The 14,079-nt window shown below is 53.2% G+C and carries 11 protein-coding genes and 4 pseudogenes; 8 read left to right on the plus strand and 7 right to left on the minus strand.

Going from position 1 to position 14,079, the window contains the following annotated elements:
* From BHE85_RS00750 to BHE85_RS00760, 3 genes and pseudogenes are all read left to right on the plus strand, one after another.
* Positions 1-322 (plus strand): annotated as a pseudogene (locus BHE85_RS00750) (IS4 family transposase); the annotation flags it as partial.
* A gap of 13 nt (positions 323-335) precedes the next feature.
* Positions 336-776: pseudogene (locus BHE85_RS00755) on the plus strand (phosphodiester glycosidase family protein); the annotation flags it as partial.
* A gap of 82 nt (positions 777-858) precedes the next feature.
* Complete coding sequence (locus tag BHE85_RS00760) at positions 859-1,761, plus strand: SAM hydrolase/SAM-dependent halogenase family protein (RefSeq protein WP_000751632.1); 903 nt, start codon at positions 859-861, stop codon at positions 1,759-1,761.
* Between the two features lie 44 nt (positions 1,762-1,805).
* Here the strand turns inward: BHE85_RS00760 and uvrD are convergent, their stop codons facing one another.
* The 6 genes and pseudogenes from uvrD to lptM form a co-directional block, all read right to left on the minus strand.
* Positions 1,806-3,968: a DNA helicase II gene (gene uvrD, locus BHE85_RS00765; RefSeq protein ID WP_000383383.1), complete on the minus strand. Its 2,163-nt coding sequence runs from the start codon at positions 3,966-3,968 to the stop codon at positions 1,806-1,808.
* Between the two features lie 83 nt (positions 3,969-4,051).
* Positions 4,052-4,768: a 5-amino-6-(5-phospho-D-ribitylamino)uracil phosphatase YigB gene (gene yigB / locus BHE85_RS00770; RefSeq protein WP_001213584.1), complete on the minus strand. Its 717-nt coding sequence runs from the start codon at positions 4,766-4,768 to the stop codon at positions 4,052-4,054.
* Positions 4,768-5,664 carry a tyrosine recombinase XerC gene (gene xerC / locus BHE85_RS00775; protein ID WP_000130691.1) on the minus strand — a complete coding sequence of 299 codons (897 nt, stop codon included), beginning with the start codon at positions 5,662-5,664 and terminating at the stop codon, positions 4,768-4,770. Before xerC ends, yigB begins: the two co-directional genes overlap by 1 nt.
* A complete protein-coding gene (locus BHE85_RS00780; RefSeq protein ID WP_000812796.1) occupies positions 5,661-6,368 on the minus strand; it encodes a DUF484 domain-containing protein in 708 nt (235 codons plus the stop codon). Before BHE85_RS00780 ends, xerC begins: the two co-directional genes overlap by 4 nt.
* Positions 6,365-7,189, minus strand: a complete 825-nt coding sequence (gene dapF, locus BHE85_RS00785; protein ID WP_001160654.1) for a diaminopimelate epimerase — start codon at positions 7,187-7,189, stop codon at positions 6,365-6,367. The genes BHE85_RS00780 and dapF overlap by 4 nt, the downstream gene beginning before the upstream one ends.
* A 36-nt stretch (positions 7,190-7,225) precedes the next feature.
* Positions 7,226-7,428, minus strand: a pseudogene (gene lptM / locus BHE85_RS00790) (LPS translocon maturation chaperone LptM).
* 158 nt (positions 7,429-7,586) lie between these two features.
* Here lptM and BHE85_RS28180 point away from each other — a divergent pair.
* A pseudogene (locus BHE85_RS28180) lies at positions 7,587-7,762 on the plus strand (DKNYY family protein); the annotation flags it as partial.
* Between the two features lie 128 nt (positions 7,763-7,890).
* Positions 7,891-8,211, plus strand: coding sequence for an iron donor protein CyaY (gene cyaY, locus BHE85_RS00800; RefSeq protein ID WP_000999936.1), 321 nt, complete (start codon positions 7,891-7,893; stop codon positions 8,209-8,211).
* A 39-nt stretch (positions 8,212-8,250) separates the two neighbouring features.
* Here the strand turns inward: cyaY and cyaA are convergent, their stop codons facing one another.
* Positions 8,251-10,797, minus strand: coding sequence for a class I adenylate cyclase (cyaA, locus tag BHE85_RS00805; protein ID WP_000281680.1), 2,547 nt, complete (start codon positions 10,795-10,797; stop codon positions 8,251-8,253).
* A gap of 386 nt (positions 10,798-11,183) precedes the next feature.
* Between cyaA and hemC the strand changes: the two genes are divergently transcribed.
* The 3 genes from hemC to hemX form a co-directional block, all read left to right on the plus strand.
* Positions 11,184-12,125 (plus strand): hydroxymethylbilane synthase, encoded by a 942-nt coding sequence (gene hemC, locus BHE85_RS00810; RefSeq protein WP_001314260.1) that lies wholly within the window; start codon positions 11,184-11,186, stop codon positions 12,123-12,125.
* Positions 12,122-12,862, plus strand: coding sequence for a uroporphyrinogen-III synthase (gene hemD / locus BHE85_RS00815; protein ID WP_000026062.1), 741 nt, complete (start codon positions 12,122-12,124; stop codon positions 12,860-12,862). The genes hemC and hemD overlap by 4 nt, the downstream gene beginning before the upstream one ends.
* 21 nt (positions 12,863-12,883) lie before the next feature.
* Positions 12,884-14,079: uroporphyrinogen-III C-methyltransferase (gene hemX / locus BHE85_RS00820; RefSeq protein ID WP_021568889.1), on the plus strand; the 1,196-nt coding region annotated here is incomplete at its 3' end.

The raw sequence follows: 14,079 nt of genomic DNA on the forward strand, positions 1-14,079 counted from the left end.
GGAGCTTGTGGAGCAAGAGCTGTGGGGTGTCTTACTGGCTTATAATCTGGTGAGATATCAGATGATTAAAATGGCGGAACATCTGAAAGGTTACTGGCCGAATCAACTGAGTTTCTCAGAATCATGCGGAATGGTGATGAGAATGCTGATGACATTGCAGGGCGCTTCACCGGGACGTATACCGGAGCTGATGCGCGATCTTGCAAGTATGGGACAACTTGTGAAATTACCGACGAGAAGGGGAAGGGCCTTCCCGAGAGTGGTAAAGGAGAGGCCCTGGAAATACCCCACAGCCCCGAAAAAGAGCCAGTCAGTTGCTTAACTGACTGGCATTACAGCAGAAGGTGGCGTTAAATCTCGCTTCAGGTGAAGGGAATTTCTTTATCCGTCCTGGCGGCGTGTTTTATGTTGCGGGAGATAAAGTCGGCATCATTCGTCTGGATGCCTTTAAAACCAGTAAAGAGATTCAGTTTGCGGTGCAGTCAGGGCCAATGTTATTAGAAAACGGCGTAATTAATCCACGCATTCACCCGAATGTTGCCTCGCGTAAAATTCGTAACGGTGTAGGGATTAATAAACAAGGGAACGCCGTGTTTTTGTTGAGCCAGCAGGCGACAAATTTTTATGATTTTGCCTGTTATGCCAAAGCGAAACTGAACGTTGAGCAGTTGCTTTATCTTGATGGCACAATTTCACATATGTATATGAAAGGCGGGGCAATCCCGTGGCAACGCTATCCTTTTGTCACCATGATTTCCGTCGAGCGGAAAGGTTAAGCATTGTACACTCGAGGAGGCCAGACAAACTGGGACTGGCTACACAGCTGGAAAATCATCAGATAAATGAAGGGAAACAAAAATGAAAAAAACGCTCGCAACGTTATTTTTATTAACGTGTCTGGGATCATCATCCGCCTATGCGGATAACGCTTTGATTTTACAAACTGATTTTAGCCTGAAAGATGGTGCCGTCTCGGCGATGAAAGGGGTCGCATTCGGCGTTGACCATAATCTTAAAATCTTTGATTTAACACACGAAATTCCACCGTATAACATCTGGGAAGGCGCTTATCGCCTGTATCAGACTGCCAGTTACTGGCCGCAAGGTTCGGTGTTTGTTAGCGTGGTCGATCCGGGCGTAGGCACTGACCGTAAATCGGTAGTGCTGAAAACCAAAAGCGGTCAATACTTCGTTTCACCAGATAACGGTACGCTCACTTTGGTGGCACAAACTCTGGGTATTGATAGCGTCCGGGAAATCGACGAAAAAGCTAACCGCCTGAAAGGTTCTGAAAAGTCATATACCTTCCACGGTCGTGACGTGTATGCCTACACCGGTGCACGTCTGGCTTCCGGGGCGATTACGTTCGAACAGGTGGGGCCAGAGCTTCCAGCAAAAGTTGTCGAACTTTCTTATCAGAAAGCAAAAGCAACAAAAGGTGAAGTGAAGGGCAATATCCCGATTCTCGATATTCAGTACGGCAACGTCTGGAGCAATATCAGCGACGAGTTGCTGAATCAGGCAGAAATCAAACTCAACGACACGTTGTGTGTGACCATTTCCGAAGGTTCCCAGCAAAAATACGCAGGGAAAATGCCGTATGTCGCAAGCTTCGGCGATGTGCCGGAAGGCCAGCCGATGGTGTATCTGAACAGCTTATTGAATGTTTCCGTGGCGCTGAATATGGATAATTTCGCGCAGAAACATCAGGTTGCGTCTGGTGCTGACTGGAATATTGATGTGAAGAAGTGCGCTAAGTAAGGTGCTGATGCGGAATGCGGTGTGGCGCACCGCATCCCGCAACGTCACACCGTCTCCAACCGGGCATAAGCCGCCACCAGCCATTTAATACCCTGGCCCTGGAATGCCACCTGCAAACGGCTATGTTCACCGCTGCCTTCCATATTGACGATGGTGCCTTCACCAAACTTAGCGTGGCGTACACGCTGGCCGAGCTTGTAGCCGCTGTCGTTCTCGACCATCGGCGTACCCATCCGCTGATGGCTGACCGGGCGGCTTACCGTGGCGCGCAGGCGCACCTCTTCCACACACTCTTCCGGCAGCTCGCCAATAAAGCGCGACGGGCGATGGTAAACCTCTTTGCCATACAGACGGCGAGTTTCCGCGTAGGTCAGCGTCAGTTTCTGCATCGCGCGGGTTACGCCAACGTAGGCCAGACGGCGTTCTTCTTCCAGACGCCCGCCTTCATCCAGCGACATCTGGCTTGGGAACATGCCCTCTTCCATACCGACGATAAACACCTGCGGGAACTCCAGACCTTTCGCCGAGTGCATGGTCATCAGTTGTACCGCATCCTGCCAGGTATCCGCCTGCCCTTCGCCTGCTTCCAGCGCCGCATGGGATAGGAACGCCTGCAGCGGCATTAAATCTTCGTCTTCTTCGTTGTAGCTGAACTGGCGCGTTGCCGTCACCAGTTCCTCTAAGTTTTCGATACGCGTCTGACCTTTTTCGCCCTTCTCCTGCTCGTACATGGTACGCAGGCCGGAGTCTTTAATTACCCGGTCAGTCTGTACATGCAGCGGCATATCGGCAGTTTCCTGCGCTAAGGCGTCGATCAGTTCCATAAACCGCTGTAAGGCGCTGGCAGCACGTCCGGCGAGGGCTTTTTCCTGCAACAGTTCACGACATGCCTGCCAGAGTGTTAACTGGCGATCGCGCGATGTCTGACGTACCACGTCCAGCGTCCGGTCACCAATACCCCGCGTTGGCGTATTCACCACACGCTCAAAGGCCGCGTCGTCGTTACGGTTGGCAATCAGGCGCAGATACGAGAGCGCATCTTTGATTTCCTGGCGTTCGAAGAAGCGCATCCCGCCGTAAATACGGTACGGCATACTCGCCTGCAACAGTGCTTCTTCCAGCACACGCGACTGGGCGTTACTGCGGTAGAGAATGGCGCACTCGGCAAGCGCCCCGCCGTTGTCCTGCCAGGTTTTGATGCGGTTAACCACAAAACGCGCTTCATCGAGTTCGTTAAAAGCGCAATAGAGGGAAATAGGCTCACCGTCCGCGCCATCGGTCCACAGTTTTTTACCCAGACGCCCGTTATTGTTTTCAATCAGGGCGTTAGCGGCGCTCAGAATATTGCTGGTAGAGCGGTAGTTTTGCTCCAGACGAATAGTTTCGGCACCGGGGAAATCATTAAGGAAACGCTGAATATTCTCCACCTGCGCCCCGCGCCAGCCGTAGATTGACTGGTCGTCATCACCGACGATCATCACTTTGCCGGTGTCGCCCGCCAGCAGGCGGATCCACGCGTACTGAATGTTGTTGGTATCCTGGAATTCGTCCACCAGGATATTGGTAAAACGTTCGCGGTAGTGTTGCAGGATATGCGGCTTGTTAAGCCACAACTCGTGAGCGCGCAGCAGCAGCTCGGCGAAGTCCACCAGGCCCGCGCGGTCACACGCTTCCTGATACGCCTGATACACCTTCTGCCAGGTCTGCTCCACCGGATTACCGTAGCTTTGAATATGATGTGGACGCAGGCCTTCATCTTTCTGGCTGTTGATGTACCACATTGCCTGGCGCGGCGGCCACTGCTTCTCGTCGAGGTTCATCGCCTTGATTAGGCGTTTGAGCAGGCGTAGCTGGTCCTCGCTGTCGAGGATCTGAAAATCCTGCGGCAGATTGGCGTCCATATGGTGCGCACGCAGCAGACGGTGCGCCAGCCCGTGGAAGGTGCCGACCCACATGCCGCCCTGGCTGGTGCCCATTAGCTGCCCGATACGATGACGCATCTCCGCCGCCGCTTTGTTGGTAAACGTCACCGCCATAATCGAGTATGGCAAGCAGTTTTCCACGCTCATCAGCCAGGCGATACGATGCACCAGTACGCGCGTCTTACCACTGCCCGCGCCCGCCAGCACCAGAAGGTTGCTGCGTGGCGCGGCCACCGCTTCGCGCTGTTTGTCATTAAGGCTGTCGAGCAGGTAAGAAACGTCCATTGGCACCGCCGCGTAAAAATAGGTTGGGCGGAGAAGCGCAACGCCCTCCGCCAAAAAGCTGGGTATATATACAGATTTGCTGATTATATCAGCGAGGTCAGAGATGCCAACCGGGAAATTTCCAGATGCGGCAGTAAACGGCTGTCCCAGGTTTGCATCAGATCGCCATTTTCCGGTCTGATCCAACAGGCCTGCATTCCGCTGCGAATTGCCCCACCCACGTCAGTGGTGAGATCGTCCCCAACATGTAAGATCTCGCCGATCGGCACGTTGAGTTTTTCCGCAGCCAGAAAGTACATATCGCTGAACGGTTTTGAGCGCCCGTGCGGGCCAGCGCGCAGCACAAACTCAAAATAATCCCCCAAACCAAACAGTTCCGGCTGGGCGTTACCGTTGGTGATCGCCACCAGCGGCCATTTCTTCGCCAGCTGTTTTAAGGTGTCGTGAGTTTGCTGCGGGACGTCGATTCGGCTGCGCCATTTGGCAAAGTTGATCATTGCTGCGTGTGCGCCTGCACTGGCTTCTTCGGCACTCAGCCCGGCGTCGAGCATCGCTTGTTCAATCGAACGAAAACGCCAGCGCGTCACGTCGTGATAAATCTCGGGTTCCGCTTCCCGTACCGCCTGGCGCAGGCGTTGCAGATCTTCATTCTGGAAGCTGCGCAGCGCCGGATGATAATTTTGCACAAAGGTAAGCGCCTCTCGCTCGGTGCGCAAAATCACCGGACGGTTATCGTAAAGGGTATCATCCAGGTCAAAGGTGAGCGCCGAGATGCGCCCCAAAGGCCGGTAAAAACGCATTATTTCCCCCGTTTGGCGCGTGGATGCGCCGCATCGTACACCGAGGCAAGGTGTTGAAAATCAAGATGAGTATAGATTTGCGTGGTGGAGAGGTTGGCATGACCCAGTAGCTCCTGCACACCACGAAGATCGCCGCTCGACTCCAGCATATGCGTAGCGAACGAGTGACGTAATTTATGTGGGTGAACGTGATTATTCAGCCCTTGTTTTATGCCCCATTCGGCAAAGCGTTTCTGCACATTACGCGCGGAGATACGCTTGCCCAGTTTCGACAGAAAAAGCGCGTCGTCTTCGCTACCAAACAGGTCGCGCAAATCAAGCCAGTGCTCAATCCACGCCACAGCGTTGCGACCAATCGGCAGGCGGCGCTCTTTGCTGCCTTTCCCCATTACCCACACTTCACCAGACTCCAGGTCGAGGTGTTTGATATCCAGCCCCACCAGCTCGGAAAGACGCAGACCAGCGCCGTACATCACTTCCAGCATTGCACGGTCGCGTACAGCGAGGGGATCGTTGATATCAATATCCAGCAGCCGATTCATATCGTCGACGTCGATATTTTTCGGCAGATGACGCGGCGCTTTCGGTGCCGAAACACCTTTCGCCGGGTTAGCTTTGAGTTCGTTCTGGCTGACCAGCCAGTCAAAAAAGCTACGTAGCGCAGAAAGCCGTAACGCCAGACTTGCTGCTCCCAGCCCTTTACGGCGACTGCGTACAGCAAAATTGCGCACCATCGTCACATCACATTGCTGCCAGCTTTGCAGGCCGTTTTCGCTGGCAAAATTGATGATCGCCTCAAGCTGACGCTGGTAGTTAAGCAGGGTTATCGGGCTAAGCTGGCGCTCCACGCTCAGATAACGTAGGTAGCGTTCTACATCGGTGTGTAAATCGGTCATACGCGTTCAATCCAACGCTCCAGAAGCTCCGGCAACATCAGCGCAATTTCATGAAGTAACTGCGTTCCTTGCCCTTGTTGATAGTGACTGGCATCGCGACTGGTAAACAGCACGACACCCAAATCAGCATCGCTTCCCAGCATCGACATCGCCACCGATCCCACCGCTTTCGCTTCCGGTAGCACCACCAGCAGCTCTGGTCCGTTAAGCGGCCCAAGATAGTGCTGTTCCTGCCCCAAACGCTGAATACGCAGCGGTTCGAAAGACTGACGGCTTAATGCCAGATGAGTGTGGTTCGACGGCGCACCTAAGCGCCAGCGATCCGGAAACAGGCGCAGACTCGCACCTGCCAGGCCGAGATCGCGCGCCCAGCGGTGAAAGCGCATCAGCATATCGTCGAGACTGCTGGCGGCGGTGAGACTGCGCTGCAGGTAGAGTAGGCGATAAAACAGGCCTTCGTTGGCGATAGCCTGTTCCATCAACAGCGCCATGTTCTCTTCCAGAACATGAATATGATTACGTGCGCGGGCCATGTGCCACTCGACCAACGAAACGGTGCCGCGTACCGGATGTGGCACACGTATCGCTTCTACTGCGCGCGCATTACGGATAAAAAACTCAGGATTTTTAATCAGATAATCGACAACCGCCCGGTCATCAAGCTCCGTGAGTGTTTCCTGCAGTTCTTCCCCTGGTTGCTTCATAGATGAATAAATCCGTCGTAGACATGTACCGCCGGGCCAGTCATATATAACGGGTGACCCGGACCTTTCCAGGCGATATCAAGACGACCGCCGGGGAGTTCCACGCGTACTTCTTCGGCCAGCAAACCTTGCTGAATCCCTACTGCAACCGCCGCACACGCGCCGCTGCCGCAGGCCTGGGTTTCTCCTGCCCCACGCTCATAAACGCGTAAACGAATATGCTCGCGCTTAACCACTTGCATAAAACCGATATTGGCGCGCTCCGGAAAACGCTCGTGGCTTTCCAGAACAGGACCAAGCGTTTCTACCGCCGCGGTATCGACATCATCGACCTGAATCACGCAATGCGGATTTCCCATCGACACCACGCCGCATAAGATTGTCTGCTCGGCGGCGCGCATAATATAGGTCTTTTCCGCTTTGTTAGCGCGAAACGGCACAGCGGAAGGTTCGAAGTTGGGTTCGCCCATATTTACGCGGACCAGATCATCATCGGTGACGGTCAGAACCATCCGCCCGTTGGCGGTGCTGACGCGGATATCGCGCTTATTGGTCAGCCCTTTCAGGCGCACAAAACGGGCAAAGCAGCGCGCACCGTTGCCGCACTGCGCCACTTCACTGCCATCAGCATTGAAAATGCGATAGTGAAAATCCAGTTCAGGATCATACGGCGGCTCAACCACCAGCAGCTGGTCAAACCCTACCCCCAGGTGCCGATCCGCCAGCCGACGAATCAGCTCCGGTGAAAAAAAGACATTCTGCGTTACCGCGTCGACGACCATAAAATCGTTGCCAAGGCCATGCATTTTCGAGAACTGCATCATTTACTCCAATCACGCGGGTACAGAAACTGACTTTTAGTAATTCACCTGGGATGGACCATCCCAGTGGCGCGATCGTTTTTATCCGGCACCGTGGATTGCGTTTGCGTCTCTACCGGTTTGGTCGGCGGCGGTGCATTTTTATCTGCAGGCGGGAAATAGAGCGGACCTTTCAGACCGCAGCCCGTCAGGCTGAAGAGAGTAAGTAATACAGTGAGTACCTTAAACACGTTTTTCATTATGGATTGCCTGTAAAGTTCATCGCTTTCTGCTTTCTATCATCGCAGGAGAAGGCGTAAAAGCAAGCGTTTAGCGACTCTTTATGAAGTCTGAAAAGTGAGGAAATGCTGCGAGTATAACGCTTACTCGTGAGGATTTATGTTCTGCTGGCAGTTTCGTGATCGGCACCTCGCGCCAGGATGGCTTTATGCACTATCGCAATGTGGTTTGTTTGTTGGCTTTTTTAGTTCCGTCAGCGTGAGGATGCTCGCTCGGTAAACCTGATCATAATGTTTACCAGAAACAGGGAAAGGCGTGGTGTAACTGCGCCCTAATGAAGAGACAAATCTTTCGCCACACAGAGACATCATTATTCCGGTGACGGATGAATCATGCCGGAACGCAGCAGCAGAGGTGCAAACTTTGAAGCCCTGACCCCATGCCGCTATACTGCCGCCATCACTTAAAAACAGGATACAACAATGAACGACAGTGAATTTCATCGCCTGGCTGATCAACTGTGGCTGACCATTGAAGAGCATCTGGACGACTGGGATGGCGACAGCGATATCGACTGCGAAATCAACGGCGGCGTGCTGACCATTACCTTTGAAAACGGCAGCAAAATCATTATCAACCGCCAGGAACCGCTGCACCAGGTATGGCTGGCAACCAAACAAGGCGGCTACCATTTTGATCTGAAAGGCGATGAGTGGATTTGCGATCGCAGCGGCGAAACCTTCTGGGATTTGCTGGAACAGGCGGCGACGCAGCAGGCAGGTGAAACAGTCAGTTTCCGCTAAGATTGCATGCCGGATAAGCCTCGCTTTCCGGCACGTTCATCACGAAAAATATTGCTGTAATAGCGGCGTATCGTGATCCTGATTGGCAGGCGGCATGTTACCGATAGATTTTGTGCGGAACGGAATCACCTGTTCACGACCATCAACCTTCACAATCTGATAGAACTGCGGCAGGTTGAAGTTGATGAAGCTTGAGCCGTAGGTGAAGCGGTCGTGCGATGACGAGTAGAAGCGACTGACGTCACGCACCAGTTCCTCTTTGCTGCCTTCGCAGTGGTGATACACCTCAACCCGGTTGCTTTCGTCAAGAATGTAGATATTAAAGCCATTCTCGTCTTGCGTTTCTTCGAAGAAGAACTGGATGATCCCTTCACTAGCAAAGCCGTCCACCACCGCCGGTAATTTGACGTGATTGGTTTCAACCTGCACTGACAGGCCGTGCAGTTTGTTATGCGAAATAGCGCCATAAAACTCGATGGCGTTCTCCAGCTTCTGTACCGATACATTCAGGCGTTCGAAGAACAAGCCCCAGGTTTGACCAGAAACGCGCAGCGCCTTGAAACGCCCGGTTTCCTGGCGGGTGCTGGAAAGGCGCAGTTCAATACACTCAGAAACCAGTTGCTGCACGCGAGTACGGATTAACCCGCGCAGATGCTGGCTATAACAGAAGACTTCCACGCTATCTGGCGGTGCGGCGTCCTGATGCATTTTGCCGAGAATAGTTTTCAGGGCTTCGATCATCGATTGCTCGCCGTTGAAGTGCAGCGTACGCACTTCGTTCCACGAGTTGCGGTACAGCAGGTCAACGCTACCTACCAGGCAATTTTGATTCTCGCCAAAGCTGAAGACATCCAGCTTACGGAAATCAAAATGCACCACCTGATTGCGGAACGCCGCTGTCGGGTCATATTCCAGGTTAACGATAATCGCCAGATGGCGGATCTCACACGGGCTGTAGAGCGCCTTCGGTGTCGGTGCAGGTAAGCGCAGCGGGAAATGGTGCGACACGTCGGCGACCATCTCCTGCAACTTAGGCAAATCGACAATGCCGTTACCTTTAATATACAAACGGGTGCGCGAGGTCAGCAGGCCGTTAAACCATGCCCACGCCACCAGTTTGTTCAGGTAACGGTTATATTCCAGCGGCTGATGGCTGATGATCGACTCAATATTTGGCGCGCGGTTATACAGATACCAACCTGAACGGTTAGCACGGCCCGGCGGCACATAAATAAAGGTCAGATTCGGTTCCGAGAGATCGGGTGAAATCTGCGGGTTTACCAGCGTCACTTTACCTGGTAATGCTTCAAACGCGGCATACAGCTTACGCGTCAGCACGCCGATATCCTGCGGACTGGCGGAGACGCTAAGGTTATTGCGACGCGCAAAGCGGATCAGATTACGGTAGCTCTGCATCATCGCGTCGAGCAACTCGTTGTGCGCCTCACGCACCTGATCAATCTTCCAGTTAGCGCGGTTATCGAGCATTGCCAGACGAGCTTCGTCCCAACCCCACTCGCTCACTAACTGGCTCAACACTGCGCGACGCCAGCCTACGCAGGCGCGTTCACGGCTGAGCTTTTCGCACACTTTTAAATAGAAGCAGCGACGTACTAAATCCAGACGGGTAAAATCTTCAATCGCCGTCAGGTATTCAGTAACACGCTCCAGCATCATGCAGTATGGATCGAGACCAAACGATACAATCTCACCGTCGTGCAAACGCTGTTTGATATCTTTCGCCAGCAGACGTGGGTTCGGGTATTCCCAGGAATAGGCTTCCAGCAGCAGTGTTTTCAGTACCGCTTTGTATGGGGAATCGATACTCTTGTAGAGCTGCCAAAGGCTGGCACCAAAGTACTCTTCAGCAGAAAGCGAGCTTAAGCCACCGAGATCCAGCCATTCATTTGGCGTCAGCACGCCCTGCGCGTAAAGCGTCATCACATAGTCGTCGTAATGCTCTTCTTCGTCGCACGGCACCATATTCCACAGAATACGCTTACCGGCGAGACGCACGGCGGTACGATAAAATTCGTCAAGCAGCAGTATATGCTGGGTGGAGCCACAATCTTCGCCCCCCAAGCTGCCGCTTTCATTATGACGGAAGCGGTTTTCATCAATCAGGAAGAAGCTGACTTCCACACCCAGCGAGGCGGCCCAGCTTTCCAGCAGACTACATTTACGTTGTAGTAACTGGCGCTCTTCGCTATCGAGCCAGGATTGATGACAGACCCAGATATCCAGGTCAGAGGAACAACTTTGCCCTACGGACGAGGTGCTGCCCATGGTGTATACACCAGTAATTGGAAGCTCACCTTTCGGTGGATCCTGTACTGACATTCCACGATACAGTTCAAGCTCGTTCAGGTAGTGGCGTTGAGTTTCATCAGGCGTGTAAAGGCAAATGCCTTTGGGAACGTTACCATCAAGGTAACCCGGCATTAGCGGATGGTGATAGTGCAACAATGTCGGCAGTAGACTGTAGACCTGTTGGAATGCAGGCCCCATAGCAGCAAGCGCGCGATCCACACGCAATTGATTTATGGCATCCAGTCTCTGTTTCAGAGTCTCAATATAGAGGTACAAGACGTATCGCCTGATTTGCTACCCGTCATGACTGTGATTCCGCCAACATCAACGGTAACACGCGGCATTCGGGATATTTCGTATGTCAAAGGTAACCGTTACCACTTTTCGCGCCTGGTTTTTTTAGTTTCACGACGAAAAAATGGTCTAAAACGTGATCAATTTAACACCTTGCTGATTGACCGTAAAGAAAGATGCGCTACATACAAGTGTAGCACCGTTTATTCTCTGTAAATTCCTTATTACGACGGCGTGAAACGCCTGTCAGGATCCACTGCCAGACCTCATTTTACGGTTTGCGCAGGCGTCTACGTTTCACCACAACACTGACATCACTCTGGCAAGGATGTTAGGATGGACCACGGATGATAATGACGGTAACAAGCATGTTAGACAATGTTTTAAGAATTGCCACACGCCAAAGCCCACTTGCACTCTGGCAGGCACACTATGTCAAAGACAAGTTGATGGCGAGCCATCCGGGCCTGGTCGTTGAACTGGTACCGATGGTGACGCGCGGCGATGTGATTCTTGATACGCCGCTGGCGAAAGTAGGCGGAAAAGGCTTATTTGTAAAAGAGCTGGAAGTCGCGCTCCTCGAAAATCGCGCCGATATCGCCGTACATTCAATGAAAGATGTGCCGGTTGAATTCCCGCAAGGTCTGGGACTGGTCACTATTTGTGAGCGTGAAGATCCTCGCGATGCCTTTGTGTCCAATAACTATGACAGTCTGGATGCGTTACCAGCAGGCAGTATCGTCGGGACGTCCAGTTTACGTCGCCAGTGCCAACTGGCTGAACGCCGCCCGGATCTGATTATCCGCTCCCTGCGCGGCAACGTCGGCACTCGCCTGAGCAAACTAGATAACGGCGAATACGATGCCATCATTCTTGCCGTAGCCGGACTAAAACGTTTAGGTCTGGAGTCCCGCATTCGCGCCGCGTTACCACCCGAGATTTCTCTTCCAGCGGTAGGACAAGGTGCGGTCGGTATTGAATGCCGCCTTGATGATGCACGCACTCGCGAGCTGCTTGCCGCGCTGAATCACCACGAAACTGCACTGCGCGTTACCGCAGAACGCGCCATGAATACCCGTCTCGAAGGCGGATGTCAGGTGCCAATTGGTAGCTACGCCGAGCTTATTGATGGTGAAATCTGGCTGCGTGCGCTGGTCGGCGCGCCGGACGGTTCGCAGATTATTCGCGGTGAACGCCGCGGTGCGCCGCAAGATGCCGAACAAATGGGGATTTCGCTGGCAGAAGAGCTACTGAATAACGGCGCGCGCGAGATCCTCGCTGAAGTCTATAACGGAGACGCCCCGGCATGAGTATCCTGGTCACCCGCCCGTCTCCCGCTGGAGAAGAGTTAGTGAGCCGTCTGCGCACACTGGGGCAGGTGGCCTGGCATTTTCCGCTGATTGAGTTTTCTCCGGGTCGACAATTACCGCAACTTGCTGATCAACTGGCGGCGCTGGGGGAGAGCGATCTGTTGTTTGCCCTCTCGCAACACGCGGTTGCTTTTGCCCAATCACAGCTGCATCAGCAAGATCGTAAATGGCCCCGACTACCTGATTATTTCGCCATTGGACGCACCACCGCACTGGCGCTACATACCGTAAGCGGACAGAAGATTCTCTACCCGCAGGATCGGGAAATCAGCGAAGTCTTGCTACAATTACCTGAATTACAAAATATTGCGGGCAAACGTGCGCTGATATTACGTGGCAATGGCGGTCGTGAGCTAATTGGGGATACCCTGACAGCGCGCGGTGCTGAGGTCACTTTTTGTGAATGTTATCAACGATGCGCAATCCATTACGATGGTGCAGAAGAAGCGATGCGCTGGCAATCCCGCGAGGTGACGATGGTCGTTGTTACCAGCGGTGAAATGTTGCAGCAACTCTGGTCGCTGATCCCACAATGGTATCGTGAGCACTGGTTACTACGCTGTCGACTATTGGTCGTCAGTGAGCGTTTGGCGAAACTCGCCCGGGAACTGGGCTGGCAAGACATTAAGGTCGCCGATAACGCTGACAACGATGCGCTTTTACGGGCATTACAATAACTCTCATAACAGGAAGCCATAATGACGGAACAAGAAAAAACCTCCGCCGTGGTTGAAGAGACCAGGGAGGCCGTGGACACCACGTCACAACCTGTCGCAACAGAAAAAAAGAGTAAGAACAATACCGCATTGATTCTCAGCGCGGTGGCTATCGCTATTGCTCTGGCGGCGGGCGTCGGTTTGTATGGCTGGGGTAAACAACAGGCCGTCAATCAGACCGCCACCAGCGATGCCCTGGCTAACCAACTGACGGCATTGCAAAAAGCCCAGGAGAGCCAAAAAGCCGAGCTGGAAGGCATTATTAAGCAACAAGCTGCACAGCTTAAGCAGGCGAATCGTCAGCAAGAAACGCTGGCAAAACAGTTGGATGAAGTCCAACAAAAGGTCGCCACCATTTCCGGCAGCGATGCTAAAACCTGGCTGCTGGCTCAGGCCGATTTTCTGGTGAAACTCGCCGGACGGAAGCTGTGGAGCGATCAGGACGTCACGACCGCTGCAGCGTTGCTGAAAAGTGCAGATGCCAGCCTGGCGGATATGAATGACCCGAGTCTGATTACCGTTCGTCGGGCAATTACCGATGATATCGCCAGCCTTTCTGCAGTTTCGCAGGTGGATTATGACGGCATCATCCTTAAGCTTAATCAGCTTTCAAATCAGGTAGATAACCTGCGTCTGGCCGATAATGACAGCGATGGTTCGCCGATGGATTCCGATGGTGAAGAGCTTTCCAGTTCCATCAGCGAATGGCGTATCAATCTGCAAAAAAGCTGGCAGAACTTTATGGACAACTTCATTACGATTCGCCGTCGTGATGACACCGCCGTACCGCTGTTAGCGCCAAATCAGGATATCTATCTGCGCGAAAATATTCGCTCTCGCCTGCTGGTCGCAGCACAAGCTGTACCGCGTCACCAGGAAGAGACTTATCGCCAGGCGCTGGAGAACGTCTCCACCTGGGTACGTGCTTACTACGATACTGATGATGCCACCACCAAAGCGTTCCTCGACGAGGTGGACCAGTTAAGCCAGCAAAATATCTCGATGGATCTTCCGGAAACCCTGCAAAGCCAGGCGATGCTGGAAAAACTGATGCAGACTCGCGTGCGTAACCTGCTGGCACAACCGGCAGCAGGGACAACGGAAGCTAAACCTGCACCTGCACCTGCACCTGCACCTGCACCTGCACCTGCACCTGCACCTGCACCTGCACCTGCACC

The sequence above is a fragment of the Shigella sp. FC1567 genome, assembly GCF_001743015.1.
In the GTDB taxonomy this organism is placed as follows: domain Bacteria; phylum Pseudomonadota; class Gammaproteobacteria; order Enterobacterales; family Enterobacteriaceae; genus Escherichia; species Escherichia coli.